We start from the raw sequence: 16,963 nt of genomic DNA, 5'->3' as shown, positions 1-16,963 counted from the left end.
CGTCGGACGCCCCGCAGGACGCTCCTGACATGCACCCCGGCATTGCCGAGACCTACCGCCGCAGGATCGAGCGCCTGACCGCCGCGTTCGACCACCCCGACGACGCGGCGGAGGCGGCCGAGGCCATCCGCGAGATCATCGACCGGATTGTCATCACGCCCGGCCCGACACGCCGCGACCTCTCCGTCACCCTGCAAGGCGAACTTGGCGCCATTCTCGACTGGATCGACCGCACCGGAAAACCCGGCTACAAACCCGCGCCTGACACCGCCTCATCCCGATTGTCAGTTTCGGTCAAAGCCCGGGCTTGTCCCGGCCATCCACGTCTTTGTGGCAGGCAAAGAAAGGCGTGGATGCCCGGGACAAGCCCGGGCATGACGCTGAGTGTGGGGCACGCCCATCATGCACCGGCCACCTTCAGCCGCAGTTCGACGCTGGCGCGGTGGTGCGCGTGGGTGATGGCAATCGCGAGCGCGTCCGCCGCGTCGGGGGATTTCGGATCAGCCTTGGGCAGAAGAATCTTCAGCATGACGGCGATCTGGTTCTTGTCGGCATGGCCTGCACCGACCACCGTCTTCTTGACCTGGTTCGGGGCGTATTCGGCAACCGATATGCCGAACATCGCGGGCGCCAGCATGGCGACACCGCGCGCCTGCCCGAGTTTCAAGGTGGCGACGCCGTCCTTGTTGACAAAGGTCTGCTCGACCGCGGCCTCAGCCGGCTGGTAGCTGCCGAGCACGGCGGCGAGCCCCTCATGGATGGCGAGCAGGCGGCTTGCCAGCGGCAAATCGTCCGGCGGTTCCACCGACCCGCAGCCGACGAAAGTCAGCCGGTTGCCCTCGGTCTCGATGATGCCCCAGCCGGTGCGGCGCAGGCCCGGGTCGATGCCGAGGATACGGACGGGTTGGCGAATCGGAGGCGGTGCCATGGCGTAGTGATAGCGCCACAGTGACGTGAACGAAACATAAAGAGAACGCCGTCCCCTGCCCCCGGTCGTCATACCCCGCGAAAGCGGGGTATCCACTACGCCGCAGCTTCAGTGGCAATCTCGATGTCCCGGCGTGCTGGGTCGCCCGGTCAAGCCGGGCGACGACAGGCCTACCCGCCCATCTTGGCCATCAGCGCGTCGGACACCTCGAAATTGGCGAAGACGTTCTGCACGTCGTCGTGCTCGTTGAGCAGGTCCATCAGCTTCAACAACTTTTCACCGGTCTCGTCGTCGACCGCGATGGTGTTCTGCGGCTTCCAGGTCATCGCCGCCTTGCGCGGCTCGCCGAATTTGGCTTCCAGCGCCTTCGCCACCTCGCGGAACGTGCCCTGCGAGGCGTAGATTTCGTGGCCGCCCTCGCCGGAAACAACGTCATCGGCGCCGGCTTCGATGGCGGCATCAAGCATGGCGTCGTCGGACGCGACGCCACGGTCAAATTCGATGATGCCGGTGTGGTCGAACATGAAGGACACCGAGCCGGTTTCGCCGAGATTGCCGCCGGATTTGGTGAAGAAGGAGCGGATGTCGGAGGCCGCCCGGTTGCGGTTGTCGGTCAAGGCCTCGACGATCACGGCGACACCGCCGGGGCCATAGCCCTCGTAGCGGATCTCGTCATAGTTCTCGCTCTCCGAGCCCAACGCCTTCTTGACGGCGCGCTCGATATTGTCCTTGGGCATGTTCTCCTGCCGCGCCGCCAGCATGGCCGCGCGCAGCCGGGGGTTCATCGCGGGGTCCGGGGTCCCGAGCTTGGCCGCGACCGTAATTTCCCGCGCCAGCTTGCCGAACAGCTTCGACTTCTGGGCATCCTGCCGCCCCTTGCGGTGCATGATGTTCTTGAATTGGGAATGGCCGGCCATTGCTGGGTCTCGAGATTCGACGGGGAATGTTGGGTGGAAAGCGCGGCCTTATAGGCCGCAGATTGGGCAAAATCAAAGATTGCTGCGGCTTTTTGGCGCCTTAGCCAAAGGTATGCCCAGTAATGGGGCACCGTTAACCATGACTTCATGCACGGATGAGAGGATGCGGCGCGAATTTCAATCACCAAGAGCACCCCATGGCGTTTGGCCTGTTTCGAAAGCGTCCGCTGGAATCTGCTGTGCTTGCCCCGGAATCGAAGAGCGAGCCAAAGTCTGCGACTACCACCATACCGGCGAATGAGCCGGGGGCCGGGGCCGAAGGCGATGCGGCGCGAGCCGTCCTCGAGCTCTTGGAGCTCGAACTCGGCGCCATGATCGGCCAGCTCGAGCGGGCGGCGAGCGCGGTTGCCGGCGGCGCGGAGGCTACGGCCGCCACGCTGACCACCATCCGCCAGCGCACCGATGCGCTGACCGACCGCACCAGCGCCGCGCAATCCACCGCCACTACCTTCTCGCACGCCGCCGACAAGTTCACCCATTCCGCCCAGGGCATCGGCGCGCAGGTGCGCGACGCCGGCAAGCTCGCCGACCAAGCCAGCGCTGCCGCGAGCGAAGCCCGCGCCAATGTCGACCGCCTGCGGGAATCGTCCGCGGCGATCGGCAATGTCGTCAATTTGATCGCGCAGATCGCGCGCCAGACCACGCTGCTGGCGCTCAATTCCACCATCGAGGCGGCGCGCGCCGGCGCCGCCGGCAAGGGCTTTGCGGTGGTCGCCGTCGAGGTCAAGGCGCTGGCGGTGCAGACCCAGAACGCCACCGAAGAGATCACCAAGAAGATCGAGGCGCTGCAGCGCGACGCCGCCGGCTCCGCCGATGCCGTGCACCGCATCTCGCAGGCGATCGAGGCGATCCGTCCCGTGTTCGAGAACGTCAATGGCGCGGTGGCCGAGCAGAGCGAAACCACCGGCGAGATGAGCGGCAACGCCGCGTCGGCGTCCAGCTTCATCGCCTCGGTCGGCGAGAGCGCCGCCGAAATCGACAGCGCGACCAAGGAGGCCGAGGCGCATGGCATGAGCGTCGCCAAGGCCGGCCAGGCCGTTACCACGTTCGCCAAGAAGCTGAAATCGCGTTGCGCCGTGTTGCTGCGGCAGAACGAGCGCGGGGCGCAGAAGCGCGAGCGGATGCCCTGCAGCCTCAAGATCGAGTTGAAGACGCAGCGCGGCACCGTGACGGCGTCGGTCTACGAGATTTCGCTCGACGGCATCCTGATCTGCGGACCGGAGGCGGAGAAGCTGGTCCACGGCCAGAGCTGTGAGGCCACGCTGGCCGAGATCGGCGACTGCCGCATCCGGATCGGCGACAAGACGAAGGGCGGCACGCAGGCGCAGTTCGAGCGGCCCGCGCCCAAGACCATCGAGAACATCGAAGACAAGCTGTGGGCGCTGCAGGACGCCAACACCGAAGCAGTGACGCGGGCGATGGAAGCCGGCCGCGAGCTGACGAAGATTTTCGAGGACGGCGTTGCCAGCGGCGCGGTCTCTCTGGAGGACCTGTTCGACACCAACTATGTCGAAATCGCCGGCTCAAATCCGGTGCAGCACCGCACCAAATTCCTCGAGTGGGCCGATCGCGCGCTGCCGCCGCTGCAGGAAGCGTTCCTCGCCAAGGACAAGACCATGGCGTTTGCCGCCATGATCGACCGCAACGGCTACCTGCCCGTCCACAACAAGATCTACTCGCACCCGCAGAAGCCGGGCGACGTCGCCTTCAACACCGCCAACAGCCGCAACCGCCGCATCTTCAACGATGTCGCGGGGCTCGCCGCCGGCCAGAACACCCGCGCCTATCTGATCCAGACCTATGCCCGCGACATGGGCAACGGCAACACCGTGATGATGCGCGAGATCGACGTGCCCGTGCGCGTGCGCGGCAGGCACTGGGGCGGCTTCCGCACGGCCTACCGGCTGTAGGGTGCAGCGACGATCAGTCGAGCCGTGACGCGAGACACGCAGGGCATCGGATGCCTCGGCGCGTCACTGCAGGCCGTATTCCGTCGCAACCATCTTCGCGACTCCGGGCCAGATCGCCCTTGCCGCGTCGAAATCCTTGCCCGCAGCCAAACTGTCGCCCGCCCTCCGTCTGGCAAGGCCGCGTCCATAAAGCGACACCGCCACCTTCGAATCGATCGTCAACGCGGCGTCGAAGTCCGCGATCGAGCGATCGAGTTCGCCCAGCCTGAGATACGTGTATCCCCGCGAACTCAGAATCCAGTTGTCATTCGGCAGAAGGTTCAGCGCGTTCGTGCAATCGGCGAGCGTGCTTTGCAAGTCGCGGCCAACCACCGAGCGCGTCTGGCAGCGTTTACTCAATGCGGAGGCAGTCAACTGCCCCTGCGGCTGCATTGAAAGTACCAGAGTGAAGTCGGCAATCGCGCGGTCGTATTGCCGTGTCCGATGATAGGCGGTGCCTCGATTGAGGAAAGCGAGCGGCCCAATGGGATCGAGGCGGATCGCTTCGTTGTAGTCGGCAATCGCGCGATCGTACTGTTTCTGATCGGCATACGTCTGGCCGCGGCCAACGAACGCGTTTGCATTCCCCGGCTCCAATCGGATCGCTTCGGTGAAATCGGCAATGGCCTGATTGGTGTCGCCTCTCGCGCGATGCGCCGATCCCCGACTATAAAAGGCCGGGGCCAAGGCAGGATCCAGCCTTATGGCTTCCGAGCAGTCGGCGACGGCGCGGTCGTACTCCTTCTTCAGATAATAGAGGCTGGCTCGGTTGAGGACAGCGCGCGCATCGTTGGGATCGAGGTGGATCGCTTCGGTGCAGTCGACCAGTGCGGATTGCAAGTCGCCGCCAACGAGGGAGCGCGCCTGGCAGCGATTACTCAATGCGGAGGCAGTCCATTGCCCCTGCGGCTGCATTGAAAGTACCAAACTGTAGTCGGCAATCGCGCGGTCGTATTGCTTTTTCTGATGATGGGCGGCACCTCGATAGTAGACAGCGAGCGGCTTATTGGGATCGAGGCGGATCGCTTCATTGAAGTCGGCAATCGCGCTATCGTACTGCTTCTGATCGACATACGTCTGGCCGCGGCCAACGAACGCGTTTGCGTCCCCCGGCTCCAAACGGATCGCTTCGGAGAAATCGGAAAGGGCCTGACTCGTGTCGCCCCTCGCGCGATACGCCGATCCCCGACCATGAAAGGCCGGGGCCAAGGCAGGATCCAGCCTTATCGCTTCCGAACAGTCGGCGACGGCGCGGTCGTACTCCTTCTTCTGAATATAGACGCCGCCTCGATTGAGGACAGCGCGCGCGTCGTGGGGATCGAGGCGGATCGCTTCATTGTATTCGGCAATCGCGCGATCAAAGTCTCCATTGAGCTTGTACACGTTGCCGCGAACGCGGTGACCGGAGGCGCTGTCCGGATCGAGAGCGACCGATTCCTCAAAGTCGCGTATCGCACGATCGCGCTCGCCCTTGTTTTGGTAGGCCACGCCGCGGCCGTCATAGGCGCGTGCGAGGTTCTCGCGTGTTTCGTTACCCGATTCGATGATGCTGGTGCACGCGCTCAGCCGTTGATCCAGGGTCGGGTGACCGCGACCGGAACACCATTCCCAATTCTGTGATTGCCGAGCGGCTGCCGGCGAGCTCAGCAACGACCCGACGCCGAGCAACGCCGCGACAGGAACGCCGAGCAAAGACCGATGCGCGCGGGCAACCATGCTTTCCCCCCAGTCGAAGTGCACCATTCTTGCAGAACTGCCTTGACATGCAAGGCGCGAAGGCGACGGACCAGCCGACGAGGCCATCTTATCGTGTCCTTACGAGCCGCCTCGCAACGCTGGCCGCAGCGTCGATGTAGTTTCGCCCGCCATGTATCAGTGTGAGTGCCATCGCACCTTCCGTCAGCAGCATGATCTCGCGGGAGCGTTCGCGCGCGTTCTTCACGCTCGCTTTTGCCAGCCGTTCAGCCAACCATAATTCGGTCTTCGCCTTGGCGCGGCGGGCGATGGCGCGGGCGGGATGACCGGGCAGATCGGCGAGTTCGACGACGAGCCTGGTGAATCCAGAGCCCGACCAGCGCGGCGTGGCGCTCGCCCATCCGCCCAACTGACCGAAAAAGGAATCGATCAGCCCGATGCGGTCGGCAGGCAGGCGGTCACCAATATGCCCGAGCCGCAGTTCGGCCAGTTCCTCGTATCGCTGCAGCACGGCGGCGAGCAGATCGTCCTTGCTGCGGAAGTAGGCGTAGACGGTGCGCTTGGTCAGTCCGGCACGCGCTGCGATGGAATCAACGCTGGCTCTCCTGAAACCCAGCCGCCAGAACGACTCGTAGGCTGCGTCCACGATCCTCATGCGGACTTCCGCCGTCTGCCTTCGCATCCCGGCCTCCGATCTATAAGTATACCGGTGAGTACATTTACAGTTTATCGGCCGCTTGCAAGACTGAACGCGATATTGCGCCCGGCAATTTTTCCGTCCAGCAGGAGGTGCCTCGTCATGCGACCGGCCTCGCTCACCTTCAGGTCAATCAAGGCCCGGCCCATCGTGCTCAAGCTGAAGCGGCCGGTCGTGGCAAGGATCGCCACCATCACGGACTGGCCACTGATCCTGATCGACCTCGTCACCGAGGAAGGCATCGTCGGGCGCAGCTATCTCGAGCCCTACACCGTCAAGACGATGCGCTACCTGGTACCCGCCTTGCACGATTTCGGCGAGATGCTCCGGGGCCGCCGGGTCGCACCGGCCGAATTGTACGAGCTGGCGCGCAAGTCGCTGCATTTCGTAGGCTACGAAGGCCAATCCATGATTGCCGTTTCCGGACTGGACATGGCGGCGTGGGATGCGCTCGCGAAAGCCGCCGGGATGCCGTTGTGCGTCCTGCTCGGCAGCACCGTCGGACCGGTAAAGGCCTACAACAGCAACGGCCTGTGGCTGCAGCCGCCGGAGCAGCTTGCCTCCGACGCCATCGCGCTTCGCGACGAAGGCGGCTTTGCCGCGTTGAAGATCAGGCTCGGTCGCGACCGGCCGCGCGACGACATCGCCGCCATCGAGGCCGTCCGCTCGACCGTCGGCGATGGCGTCGAACTGATGGCCGACTTCAACCAGGGCTTGAATCTGAGTGAAGCGCTGCAGCGCTGTCACATGCTGGACGATCAGGGACTCGCCTGGATCGAGGAGCCGATCGTCTACGACAATCTGGACGGCTACGCGCAGCTCACCGCCGAGATCGATACGGCGATTCAGATCGGCGAGAACTTTTATGGCCCGCGCGCCCTGCACGCGGCGCTGCAGGCAAAGGCTTGTAACCTCGTCATGCCGGACTTCATGCGCATCGGCGGCGTGACCGGCTGGCTGCGCGCCGCCGCGATTGCCGGTGCGTGGGGGACGCCGATGTCGACGCATCTTTATCCCGAAGTCGCAGCCCATGTGATGCGCGTGACCGAAACCGCGCACTGGCTGGAATGGCAGGATTGGGCCGATCCGATATTGCAGAAGCCGTACGAAATTCGCGACGGGCTATTCCATATTCCCGACGCACCCGGCATCGGGCTGGAGTGGAACGAGGACGCGGTCAGCCGATATCTGGCGGACGCCTGAGTGCTGTCGCGAGGGACGCGTCAGGTCCCGCGCGCGGCCGGCTTTGTGGCCGCAAGTACAATCAGCGCAATCACCGTGAAGGCGGCCCCTGCGAGAAAGGTGCCCTGCGATCCGATGCGATCCCACAACTCACCCGCAAGCACGCTTGCCGCCAGCAGCGCGAGCCCGGTCAGCAGGTTGAACATGCCGTAGGCGGTGCCGCGCAGTTCGGCCGGAGCGGTATCGGCGACCAGGGCCGCCAGAAGGCCTTGCGTGAGGCCCATGTGCAATCCCCACAACGCCACGCCGGCGACGATGCCTTCGAGGCCCGCCGTGAACGCAAGCACGAGATCCGCCGCGACCAGCAATGCAAAGCCGGCCTTGAGCACGGAGACTCGGCTGGTGCGGTCCGAGAGCGCGCCGGCGGGATAGGCCGACAGCGCATAGGCCACGTTCATCAGGACCAGCACCAGCGGCACCAGCATGGTGGCGAGACCAACCGCCTGCGCCCGCAGGATCAGGAAAGCTTCGCTGAAGCGCGCCAGCGAGAACACAACGCCGATGGCAACAATCTGCCAGTAAGCCGGACCCAGCCGCTTCAGCTCCGCAAGGCTGAGCGGCCATCTCGAATCACCCGGCGCGGTGCGCGCGGGTTCGGCCACGGCGAAAACCAGCAGCGCCACGGACAGAAACGCCGGGACCGCCGCCACCCAGAACACGGCGCGAAAATTGTCCACCGTGAGCCACATCAGGGCCATGGCAAGCGCCGGCCCGACGAAGGCACCCACGGTATCGAGCGACTGACGCAGCCCGAAACTCGCGCCGCGCAAATGCGGCGGCGCGATATCCGCGATCAGCGCATCACGGGGCGCGCCGCGAATGCCCTTGCCGACACGGTCGACAAAGCGCGCGGCCACCAGCCATCCGACCGAGGAAGCAAGCGGAAACACCGGCTTGGTGCAGGCCGCCAGGCCATAGCCAATGACGGCCAGCCATTTGCGCTTGCCCATCCAGTCGGACAACGCGCCTGAAAACACCTTGGTGATCGAGGCGGTCGCCTCGGCGATCCCCTCGATCAGTCCGACCGTCGCCATGGAGGCGCCCATCGCGGTAACGAGATAGACCGGCAGCAGGGCGTGAATGATCTCCGAAGAGACGTCCATCAGCAGCGAGACCAAGCCCAGCGCCCAGACGGCCGGGGGCACCTCGCGCAATCCACCAGGCCGGGGGCTTTCAGCATTCGCAGCCATGAGACATCCGCGCGGCCATGCAGTCCGCTAACCGTTCCAGAACTCCGGCATCGCTGGCGCCAGCCGCCCGCCCTTGCGCACCGGCGCGATCTTCGTCGCAAGGCCGGTCGCATCGTCCGTCTCCACCGCCACGGCCGACAGCGTCGCTTCGCCCGCGGCCGGTTCGAATCGCGCCGAAGGGATGCCGGTGGTGAAGCGGCGCAGCGGTTCTTCCTTCTGCATGCCGATGACCGAATCGTAGTCGCCGGTCATGCCGGCATCGCTCATATAGCCGGTGCCGCCGGGCAGGATCTGGTGGTCGGCGGTCGGCACATGGGTGTGGGTGCCGACGACGAGGCTGGCTCGGCCGTCGCAAAAAAAGCCGATGCCCTGCTTCTCGGATGTCGCCTCGCCGTGGAAATCGACCACGATGGCATCGGCCGCCTCGCGCAGCGGACAGGCGGCGAGCTCGCGCGACAGTGCGGCGAAGGGATCGTCGAACGGCGTCATGAAGACGCGCCCGATGGCGTTGACGACGAGCGCGCGCTTGCCGCGCCTCGTGTCAATCAGGGCGGCGCCCCGGCCGGGCGTGCCGGGCGGCATGTTGACCGGGCGGATCAGCCGCGGCGCGCGCTCGATGAAGACCAGCGCCTCGCGCTGGTCCCAGGCGTGATTGCCGAGCGTGACGGCATCGGCGCCGGCATCGAGCAATTCCTGATAGATGGCTTCGGTGATGCCAAAGCCGCCCGCCGAATTCTCGCCGTTGACGATGACAAGATCGAGCGACCAGTCCCTGATCATGCCGGGGAGATAGTCGATGACGGCGGTGCGGCCGGTGCGGCCGACGACATCGCCGATGAAGAGGATACGCAAACCTATTTGCTCCGGAAATCGAACACGTCTTTTTCCGTTAGCACAAAATCCAGCGCCACGTCGTGCGACAGGGCGGGGATGGAGGGGATTTCCTGCACCGAAAAGGCGAGCCCGACGCTGGTCACGTGATGCGATTTGCGCAAATGCGCGAAGGTGTGGTCGTAATGGCCCGCGCCATAGCCGATGCGGTGGCCGGCGCGGTCGAAAGCCGCCAGCGGCACCAGCATGATGTCGGGGATCAGCTCGGCGGCGGCCGGCGACGGCTCGGGAATGCCGAGCGATCCCAGCACCAGGCGATCGCTGGGCGACCAGGCGCGGAACGTCAGCGACTTGCCGCGTGCATTCACCACCGGCAGCGCCAGCCGGGCGCCGGCCAGAGCGAGTTTCAGCATCAGTGGCGCCGGATCGAGCTCGTTGCGGATCGGCGAATAGCCGGACACCACGGCACCCGGGGCGATCTCAAAGGGCAGGCCACGTTTGGCGATCTTGTTCGCCGCCGCCTCGCGCTTCTTGTCCCCCAACGCATCGCGGGCCGCCAGCGCAGCGGCACGCAGGTCGGCCTTGGAAGGTTCAGCCTTGGAAGGTGCTGCGTCCATGGTGCAAACGGCCAATTTGCAAACGGCCAAAGTAAAAGTGCGAAGCCGCAGATGCCGTTGAAGCGCTCGATCCCGGAGTTCCCTACGAAAGTAGGTGGGCACCATATGTCCGAGCCCACGGGCCCGGCCAGGGACAGTTCCCTAAAGGATCGATAAGGCCCCGGGGATATATGGCTCCTGACGCGCAACGCAGCTTCGCGGGGGTAATGTAGCTATGAAGCGGGGGAATCGCCAGCGGTAAGGGGTCGCGGCTGTGTAGCAAGCGGCGGCAAGCCGGTTTTACGCCGGAGCAAGCGCCAGAGCGCCGGAAGCGACGAAGCCCTCTGGGGCTACCGGCTGCTCAGACAGTGTTTCACGAAGCCAAATGGTCAGCAGGTCTATCAGCGCCGCACTTCCGACCAGGGTTATCTGCTCGCCGTTTACTCGGAACGACGAGAAGCTGGAGGCGGCGGCTTAGACGACCTTGAGACCAAGATGCTCTTCCATAGGTGCAAAATCACGATCGTCGTGCAGCAACGCGTGGCGATGTTCGATGCAAAAGGTGCCGATGATGATGTCGGCTGTTTTCCGGATCGTGATGCCCAGCTCTCTCAGCTTGCGGTAATTTCTGGCGGCACGGGGGGCTAGATGGGCATCCAGCAGGGGCACGATCGCGTACTGGCGCAACGCGCGTTCGATGCGCGTGGCATGGGCGTCGTCCCGAGCGCCCTGAAGGATTTCGAGCAGCATCAGATCGCCAACCAGAAGCGGTTCCCGTGCAACGGCTTCTTCCAGTTTGCGGGTCGCCAAAGTGCGCTGCCCGCGCAAATGCGCGATCCAGACGGAGCTATCGACGAGAATCACGGCCGGCGTTGCGGGCGGCCCTGACGCATCGCCCCGAGATCGCCCTCCCAACCCAATCCCTCGAGTTCCGCCAGCGCCTTTGTCTGCTTGCGCAGCCGGACGAGCAGCCGCAAACCCTCTTCAACCGTGGCGCGCTTGGTCGCCAAACCGGTCGCCGTCATCGCCTGGGACAACAACTCATCATCGATTTCGATGTTGGTTCGCATGCGGCTGGCTCGTTCGAGCAGTGTGTATGGATTAACCATTTTATACACACTCAAAGTGCCAATGCAACATCAATTCAGGGATCGTCCGCAGCAGATCGCCCTTCGCCCAAGCAAGGTGCTTGGTCCCGCCTGGTAGACTTGGTCAGACAGTGCCATGTGACGTTTCGGTCTGGAGATTATGAGCGCGATCCGATCGGCTTTCGCGAACGGTCCCAGCGAATGATGTTGGCTAGCGGTTGAGATAAAGCCTCACCCGATCGCGATCCCGCCGCCGATGGTGCGGTTGAGCACCTGCGTGGTCTTCTCGATGCGGTCGGCTGCGGCATTGAGCGCATTGGCCACCGCCGTCTGCGTCGTCCGCGCGCGGTCGACGGCGGCGGCGCGCAGGCTGCGGGCGCTTTCGAGCTCCTGCTCCATCGCGTGCAGGCGCGCGGTGACGTCGAGCAGCTCGTCGCAGACGGTGAGCGCGGCCATCACGGTGAGGCGCGCATCGCCGATCTCGCCGAATTTGCCGCGCAGCTCGGTGACCCGCGTTTCCAGGCTCTCGGCGAGCTTGAGCAGGCGCACCTCCTGCCCCTCCTCGCAGGCCATGCGGTATTGCCGGCCATTGATGGTGACGTTGATGTGGCTCATGCCTCGTCTCCGCCTTCGAGCACGGTGCGGATGGTACCGATCGCCGCGTCCAGCCGTTCGGCGATTTCACGGTTGGTGCGCTCGAGCTTGCGCGTTTTCACCAGCGAATTGTCGAGCTCCTGCGCCAGCCGCGAGCGGTCGACGCCGAGCGCCTGGATGCGGCTGGCCAGCTCGTTCTCGTCGCGGTCGGAATCGCGGCGACGCTCGACTGCGCTCTCCAGCGCTTCGAGCGCCGCCATCAGCCGCCGTGTGGCGGCCTCCAGATCGAAGGCAGAGGTGTCGGCCATGCCGGAACCGTTGGCGGGGCGCTCGTTCATCCCAAGACTACACGCACATTTTGATCGGCCCGCCACTCCGGTAAAACTACGGTTGGGCAAGCGCTTAGACGAAGAACTTTACGTGGCCGAATCGGCCCGCGCAACGAGACTTCCAAGCTATGCACCGATTGATCTGGGGCATGATCTGGTCGGAAAACCGGTCCCCACTTTTTCCGGATCATGCCGTAAGCAACTTTTCCGGCGAATAGCGCGTTTCCTCGCCTTGGACTCGGGGAACCGAGGTGCTATCCAGCGGCCGATCTCCCCGGCCTTCCGGCCCCCAACCAGCGCGTTCGCGAGCGTTGCGTATCACCCACAAGCATCTCATTTCAGGCGGATTTTCATCATGACGCAGGTCGACCACACCCGTATGGCCAATGCGATCCGCGGGCTCGCAATGGACGCCGTGGAGAAGGCGAAATCGGGACATCCCGGCCTGCCGATGGGCGCCGCCGATATCGCCACCGTGCTGTTCACGCAGTTCCTGAAATACGACGCGGCCGATCCGAAATGGCCGGACCGCGACCGCTTCGTGCTGTCTGCCGGCCACGGCTCGATGCTGATCTACGCGCTGCTGTATCTGACCGGCAATGCGGAGATGACGCTCGACCAGATCAGGAATTTCCGCCAGCTCGATTCGAAGACGCCGGGGCACCCGGAGAACTTCCACACCCCGGGCGTGGAAACCACCACCGGCCCGCTCGGCCAGGGCATCGCGACCGCGGTCGGCATGGCGCTGGCGGAGAAGATGCTGGCGGCGGAGTTTTCCAAGAAGGTGGTGAGCCACTACACCTATGTGCTGGCCTCCGACGGCGACCTGATGGAGGGCGTCTCGCAGGAAGCGATCGCGATGGCCGGGCACTGGCGGCTCAACCGGCTGATCGTGCTGTTCGACGACAACGGCATTTCCATCGACGGACCGCTCTCGATCGCCGACTCCGTCGACCAGGTGAAGCGCTTCAAGTCGGCCGGCTGGGCCGCCGAGCGCATCGACGGCCATGATCCCAAGGCCATCGCTGCCGCCATCGCGCGCGCGCAAAGATCCGGCAAGCCGTCGCTGATCGCCTGCAAGACCACCATCGGCTATGGCGCGCCGAACAAGGCGGGCACCGCCAAGGTGCACGGCGAGGCGCTCGGCGCCGACGAGCTGAAGGGCGCCAAGGACAAGCTCGGCATTTCGCAGGACGCCTTCTCGGTACCGGCCGACGTGCTGAAGGCCTGGCGGGCGGCGGGTGCCCGCGGCGCGGCGGCGCGCAAGGAATGGCAGGAAGCGTTCGCCACGCTGTCGAACCGCAAGCAGAACGAATTCCAGCGCCGCATGCGCCACGAGCGGCCGGTGGCGCTCGCCAGGGCGATGCGCGCGCACAAGAAGGCGCTGCTGGAAAAGCCGCTGGTCGCGGCCACCCGCAAATCCTCGGAAGCCGCCATCGAGGCGATCGTGCAGGCCATGCCGGAATTCGTCGCCGGCTCCGCCGACCTCACCGGCTCCAACAACAACAAGGCCAAGTCGGCGGTCGCCTTCTCGCACAAGACGCCGAAGGGCCGCTTCATCCATTACGGCATCCGCGAGCACGGCATGGCGGCGGCCATGAACGGCATCCATCTGCACGGCGGCTTCGCGCCGAACGGCGCGACCTTCCTGGTGTTCACCGACTATGCCCGCGGCGCCATGCGGCTTTCGGCGCTGATGGGCGCCGGCGTGGTCTATGTGATGACCCACGATTCCATTGGCCTGGGCGAGGACGGCCCGACCCACCAGCCGGTCGAGCATCTCGCCGCGCTGCGCGCCATGCCGAACATGCGGGTGTTGCGGCCCTGCGACGCCATCGAGGTGGCGGAGTGCTGGGAGCTGGCGCTGAACCGCACCGATGGCCCGACCGTGCTGGCGCTGACCCGCCAGAACTTGCCGCAGCTGCGGACCACGGCGCCGAACGACAACCCCTGCGCCCACGGCGCCTACGAATTGGTCGCTGCCCAGGGTGACGCCAAGGTGTCGCTGTTCGCCTCCGGCTCCGAGGTGGAAATTGCAGTTGCGGCTCAGAAGCAACTTGCCGAGCGTGGCATCCCAGCGCGGGTGGTCTCGGTGCCCTCGCTGGAATTGCTGCTGGCGCAGCCAGCCGAGCGGAAAAAGGCCATCATCGGCAACGCCCCGGTCAAGATCGCCATCGAAGCCGCCGTGCGCTGGGGCTGGGATGCCGTGATCGGCCCGGATGGTGAGTTTGTTGGCATGACCGGCTTCGGCGCCAGCGCCCCTGCAAAGGACCTTTTCAGGCACTTTGGCATTACCGCCGAGGCTGCGGTTAACGCTGCCCTGAAACGCTTGGGGTGAAGGGCTGATTCGGTTGAGATCGGCGGGAAAAAGGAATAGGAACTCCCCCATCTTGACCGTTCCCGCCCGGCCGAACCGGGCGTTCCGCCGCAACAACTCCGCGAGGGTATCCCTGCGGAGCGGCATCAGCTTTTAGAAGGAGAAACGAGCATGGCACTCCGGGTCGCGATCAACGGATTTGGCCGCATCGGCCGCAACGTATTGCGCGCCATCGCCGAGTCCGGCCGCAAGGACATCGAAGTCGTCGGGATCAACGATCTCGGCCCGGTCGAGACCAACGCGCACCTGCTCCGCTTCGACTCCGTGCATGGCCGCTTCCCCGGCACCGTCACCGTCGATGGCGACTCCATCAGCCTCGGCAATGGCAAGATCAAGGTGTGCGCCGAGCGCGACCCGTCGAAGCTGCCGTGGAAGGACCTCGGCGTCGACATCGCGCTGGAATGCACCGGCATCTTCACCGCCAAGGACAAGGCTTCCGCGCACCTGACCGCCGGCGCCAAGCGCGTGCTGGTCTCCGCGCCCGCCGACAACGCGGACGCCACCATCGTCTACGGCGTCAACCACGACACGCTGACGAAAGCGCATCTCGTCGTCTCCAACGGTTCCTGCACCACCAACTGCCTCGCGCCGGTGGCGAAGGTCTTGAACGACACCGTCGGCATCGAGACCGGCTTCATGACCACCATCCACGCCTATACCGGCGACCAGCCGACGCTCGACACCATGCACAAGGATCTCTATCGCGGCCGCGCGGCGGCGATGTCGATGATCCCGACCTCGACCGGCGCCGCCAAGGCGATCGGCCTCGTGCTGCCGGAGTTGAAAGGCAAGCTCGACGGCGTCGCGATCCGCGTGCCGACGCCGAACGTCTCGGTCGTCGACCTGAAGATCGTCGCCAAGCGCGCCACCGACGTCAAGGAAATCAACGCGGCGATGAAGCGCGCCAGCGAGCAGCAGCTCAAGGGCATCCTGGGCTACACGTCGGCGCCGAACGTCTCGATCGACTTCAACCACGATCCGCACTCCTCGACCTTCCACGAGGACCAGACCAAGGTCATGAACGGCAACCTCGTGCGCGTGATGTCCTGGTACGACAACGAGTGGGGCTTCTCCAACCGCATGGCCGACACGGCTGTCGCGATGGGCAAGCTGCTGTAACTGATTTCGTCGCGGGCATCCTCATTCCGGGATGGTCCGAAGGACCAGACCCGGAATCACGAGATTCCGGGTTCGATGCTTCGCATCGCCCCGGAATGACACCGTCAAAACGCCCAGGGCAAGCGAGCGCCAATGACAAAATCCTTCCGCACCCTCGATGACGTCGATGTAAAGGGCAAGCGCGTGCTGCTGCGCGTGGACCTCAACGTGCCCATGGAGAACGGCCGCGTCACCGATGCCACCCGGCTCGAGCGCGTTGCGCCGACGATCACGGAGATCGCGACCAAGGGCGGCAAGGTCATCCTGCTCGCGCATTTCGGCCGGCCCAAGGGCCGCGACGCCAAGGACTCGCTGAAACCGGTGGCGGAAGCGCTCTCCAAGGTCGTCAAGAAGCCGGTCGCGTTCGCCGAGGATTGCGTCGGCGAGCCGGCCGCGAAGGCCATCGCCGCGATGAAGGATGGCGACATCCTTTGTCTGGAAAACACCCGTTTCCACAAGGAAGAAGAGAAGAACGATCCCGCCTTCGTCGCCGAGTTGGCAAAGCTCGGCGACATCTGGGTCAACGACGCCTTTTCCGCCGCGCACCGCGCGCATGCCTCGACCGAAGGCCTCGGCCACAAGTTGCCGGCCTATGCCGGGCGTACCATGCAGGCCGAACTCGACGCGCTCGGCAAGGCGCTGGAAGCGCCGACCAAGCCCGTCATCGCCATCATCGGCGGCGCCAAGGTGTCGACCAAGATCGATCTGCTGGAAAACCTCGTCACCAAGGTCGACGCGCTCGTGATCGGCGGCGGCATGGCCAACACTTTCCTGCACGCGCAGGGCGTCGCCGTCGGCAAGTCGCTGTGCGAGAAGGACCTTGCGCCGACTGCGCTGCGCATTATCGAGAAGGCGAAGGCCGCCAACTGCGCCATCATCCTGCCGGTCGACGCCGTGGTCGCCTATCATTTTGCCGCCAATGCGCCCTCGCATGCCTACGGGCTGGATGCGATACCCGCCGACGGCATGATCCTCGACGTCGGCCCGCAATCGATCTCGCGGATTCATTCGGCGATCGACGATGCCGCAACGCTGGTCTGGAACGGTCCGCTCGGCGCCTTCGAGATGACGCCGTTCGACCGCGGCACGGTGGTCGCGGCCAAGCACGCCGCGGAACGCACCAGGGCGAAGAAACTGATCTCGGTCGCCGGCGGCGGCGACACCGTCGCGGCCCTCAACCAGGCCGGGGTCGGCGGTGATTTTTCCTATGTCTCGACGGCAGGTGGCGCGTTTCTTGAATGGATGGAAGGGAAACCATTGCCCGGCGTCGAGGTTCTAAGAGCAAGATAGTCCAAGCAAATCAGCGCTGCAC

The 16,963-nt window shown here is 64.9% G+C and carries 16 protein-coding genes and 1 other RNA gene; 5 read left to right on the top strand and 12 right to left on the bottom strand.

Features of this window, described 5'->3' with window-relative positions; genetic code table 11:
• Window positions 1-400 precede the first annotated feature (400 nt).
• Entirely contained in the window at window positions 401-928 is a 528-nt protein-coding gene (ruvC, locus tag HZB49_RS19345) for a crossover junction endodeoxyribonuclease RuvC (RefSeq protein ID WP_291614270.1), read from the bottom strand.
• Window positions 929-1,098: 170 nt separating this feature from the next.
• Window positions 1,099-1,845 (bottom strand): YebC/PmpR family DNA-binding transcriptional regulator, encoded by a 747-nt coding sequence (locus tag HZB49_RS19340; protein ID WP_291614268.1) that lies wholly within the window; start codon window positions 1,843-1,845, stop codon window positions 1,099-1,101.
• 197 nt (window positions 1,846-2,042) lie between these two features.
• Here HZB49_RS19340 and HZB49_RS19335 point away from each other — a divergent pair, with 197 nt between their 5' ends.
• The gene (locus tag HZB49_RS19335) at window positions 2,043-3,815 is read left to right on the top strand and encodes a methyl-accepting chemotaxis protein (protein ID WP_291614266.1); all 1,773 of its coding nucleotides are present in this window, start codon (window positions 2,043-2,045) and stop codon (window positions 3,813-3,815) included.
• 63 nt (window positions 3,816-3,878) lie between these two features.
• On the opposite strand, the gene HZB49_RS19330 is transcribed toward HZB49_RS19335, so the two are convergent.
• Together HZB49_RS19330 and HZB49_RS19325 are read right to left on the bottom strand one after the other, a co-directional pair.
• Window positions 3,879-5,597 (bottom strand): tetratricopeptide repeat protein, encoded by a 1,719-nt coding sequence (locus HZB49_RS19330; protein WP_291614263.1) that lies wholly within the window; start codon window positions 5,595-5,597, stop codon window positions 3,879-3,881.
• A 61-nt stretch (window positions 5,598-5,658) separates the two neighbouring features.
• Window positions 5,659-6,195, bottom strand: a complete 537-nt coding sequence (locus HZB49_RS19325) for a TetR/AcrR family transcriptional regulator (RefSeq protein WP_291614261.1) — start codon at window positions 6,193-6,195, stop codon at window positions 5,659-5,661.
• A gap of 153 nt (window positions 6,196-6,348) precedes the next feature.
• Here HZB49_RS19325 and HZB49_RS19320 point away from each other — a divergent pair, with 153 nt between their 5' ends.
• Window positions 6,349-7,449: an enolase C-terminal domain-like protein gene (locus tag HZB49_RS19320; RefSeq protein WP_291614259.1), complete on the top strand. Its 1,101-nt coding sequence runs from the start codon at window positions 6,349-6,351 to the stop codon at window positions 7,447-7,449.
• Window positions 7,450-7,469: 20 nt separating this feature from the next.
• Here HZB49_RS19320 and HZB49_RS19315 read toward each other — a convergent pair whose 3' ends face one another.
• The 8 genes from HZB49_RS19315 to HZB49_RS19280 all read right to left on the bottom strand — a co-directional run bounded on the left by HZB49_RS19315 (window position 7,470) and on the right by HZB49_RS19280 (window position 12,125).
• Window positions 7,470-8,678: an MFS transporter gene (locus HZB49_RS19315; RefSeq protein WP_291614257.1), complete on the bottom strand. Its 1,209-nt coding sequence runs from the start codon at window positions 8,676-8,678 to the stop codon at window positions 7,470-7,472.
• 27 nt (window positions 8,679-8,705) lie between these two features.
• Window positions 8,706-9,530: a TIGR00282 family metallophosphoesterase gene (locus HZB49_RS19310; RefSeq protein WP_291614255.1), complete on the bottom strand. Its 825-nt coding sequence runs from the start codon at window positions 9,528-9,530 to the stop codon at window positions 8,706-8,708.
• A 2-nt stretch (window positions 9,531-9,532) separates the two neighbouring features.
• A complete protein-coding gene (locus HZB49_RS19305; protein WP_291614253.1) occupies window positions 9,533-10,126 on the bottom strand; it encodes a 5-formyltetrahydrofolate cyclo-ligase in 594 nt (197 codons plus the stop codon).
• A 38-nt stretch (window positions 10,127-10,164) separates the two neighbouring features.
• Window positions 10,165-10,325, bottom strand: a non-coding RNA gene (gene ssrS / locus HZB49_RS19300) — 6S RNA.
• A 254-nt stretch (window positions 10,326-10,579) separates the two neighbouring features.
• Window positions 10,580-10,969, bottom strand: coding sequence for a PIN domain nuclease (locus HZB49_RS19295; protein ID WP_291614250.1), 390 nt, complete (start codon window positions 10,967-10,969; stop codon window positions 10,580-10,582).
• Window positions 10,966-11,175, bottom strand: coding sequence for a type II toxin-antitoxin system VapB family antitoxin (locus tag HZB49_RS19290; protein WP_291614248.1), 210 nt, complete (start codon window positions 11,173-11,175; stop codon window positions 10,966-10,968). The genes HZB49_RS19295 and HZB49_RS19290 overlap by 4 nt, the downstream gene beginning before the upstream one ends.
• Before the next feature lie 249 nt (window positions 11,176-11,424).
• Window positions 11,425-11,808 carry a cell division protein ZapA gene (locus tag HZB49_RS19285; RefSeq protein WP_291614246.1) on the bottom strand — a complete coding sequence of 128 codons (384 nt, stop codon included), beginning with the start codon at window positions 11,806-11,808 and terminating at the stop codon, window positions 11,425-11,427.
• Window positions 11,805-12,125 carry a DUF4164 domain-containing protein gene (locus HZB49_RS19280; RefSeq protein ID WP_291614244.1) on the bottom strand — a complete coding sequence of 107 codons (321 nt, stop codon included), beginning with the start codon at window positions 12,123-12,125 and terminating at the stop codon, window positions 11,805-11,807. Before HZB49_RS19280 ends, HZB49_RS19285 begins: the two co-directional genes overlap by 4 nt.
• Before the next feature lie 346 nt (window positions 12,126-12,471).
• On the opposite strand from HZB49_RS19280, the gene tkt reads away from it, so the two are divergent.
• The 3 genes from tkt (at window position 12,472) to HZB49_RS19265 (ending at window position 16,941) form a co-directional block, all read left to right on the top strand.
• Entirely contained in the window at window positions 12,472-14,454 is a 1,983-nt protein-coding gene (gene tkt / locus HZB49_RS19275; protein WP_291614242.1) for a transketolase, read from the top strand.
• Between the two features lie 150 nt (window positions 14,455-14,604).
• On the top strand, window positions 14,605-15,612 hold the full coding sequence (gene gap / locus HZB49_RS19270) for a type I glyceraldehyde-3-phosphate dehydrogenase (protein WP_291614240.1): 1,008 nt from the start codon (window positions 14,605-14,607) through the stop codon (window positions 15,610-15,612).
• A 132-nt stretch (window positions 15,613-15,744) separates the two neighbouring features.
• Window positions 15,745-16,941: a phosphoglycerate kinase gene (locus tag HZB49_RS19265; protein ID WP_291614238.1), complete on the top strand. Its 1,197-nt coding sequence runs from the start codon at window positions 15,745-15,747 to the stop codon at window positions 16,939-16,941.
• Window positions 16,942-16,963 lie beyond the last annotated feature (22 nt).

This window comes from Bradyrhizobium sp. (assembly GCF_016219575.1).
In the GTDB taxonomy this organism is placed as follows: domain Bacteria; phylum Pseudomonadota; class Alphaproteobacteria; order Rhizobiales; family Xanthobacteraceae; genus Bradyrhizobium.
The sequence above is the reverse complement of the archived record's forward strand: the minus strand, read 5'-3'. Positions and strand labels throughout refer to the sequence as shown.

Excerpts from the sequence above, each read along its gene's own strand:
- ruvC (WP_291614270.1), bottom strand. The coding sequence starts at position 928 with ATGGCACCGCCTCCGATTCGCCAACCCGTCCGTATCCTCGGCATCGAC.
- HZB49_RS19340 (WP_291614268.1), bottom strand. The coding sequence starts at position 1,845 with ATGGCCGGCCATTCCCAATTCAAGAACATCATGCACCGCAAGGGGCGG.
- HZB49_RS19335 (WP_291614266.1), top strand. The coding sequence starts at position 2,043 with ATGGCGTTTGGCCTGTTTCGAAAGCGTCCGCTGGAATCTGCTGTGCTT.
- HZB49_RS19330 (WP_291614263.1), bottom strand. The coding sequence starts at position 5,597 with ATGGTGCACTTCGACTGGGGGGAAAGCATGGTTGCCCGCGCGCATCGG.
- HZB49_RS19320 (WP_291614259.1), top strand. The coding sequence starts at position 6,349 with ATGCGACCGGCCTCGCTCACCTTCAGGTCAATCAAGGCCCGGCCCATC.
- HZB49_RS19315 (WP_291614257.1), bottom strand. The coding sequence starts at position 8,678 with ATGGCTGCGAATGCTGAAAGCCCCCGGCCTGGTGGATTGCGCGAGGTG.
- HZB49_RS19305 (WP_291614253.1), bottom strand. The coding sequence starts at position 10,126 with ATGGACGCAGCACCTTCCAAGGCTGAACCTTCCAAGGCCGACCTGCGT.
- HZB49_RS19290 (WP_291614248.1), bottom strand. The coding sequence starts at position 11,175 with ATGCGAACCAACATCGAAATCGATGATGAGTTGTTGTCCCAGGCGATG.
- HZB49_RS19285 (WP_291614246.1), bottom strand. The coding sequence starts at position 11,808 with ATGAGCCACATCAACGTCACCATCAATGGCCGGCAATACCGCATGGCC.
- HZB49_RS19280 (WP_291614244.1), bottom strand. The coding sequence starts at position 12,125 with ATGAACGAGCGCCCCGCCAACGGTTCCGGCATGGCCGACACCTCTGCC.
- tkt (WP_291614242.1), top strand. The coding sequence starts at position 12,472 with ATGACGCAGGTCGACCACACCCGTATGGCCAATGCGATCCGCGGGCTC.
- gap (WP_291614240.1), top strand. The coding sequence starts at position 14,605 with ATGGCACTCCGGGTCGCGATCAACGGATTTGGCCGCATCGGCCGCAAC.
- HZB49_RS19265 (WP_291614238.1), top strand. The coding sequence starts at position 15,745 with ATGACAAAATCCTTCCGCACCCTCGATGACGTCGATGTAAAGGGCAAG.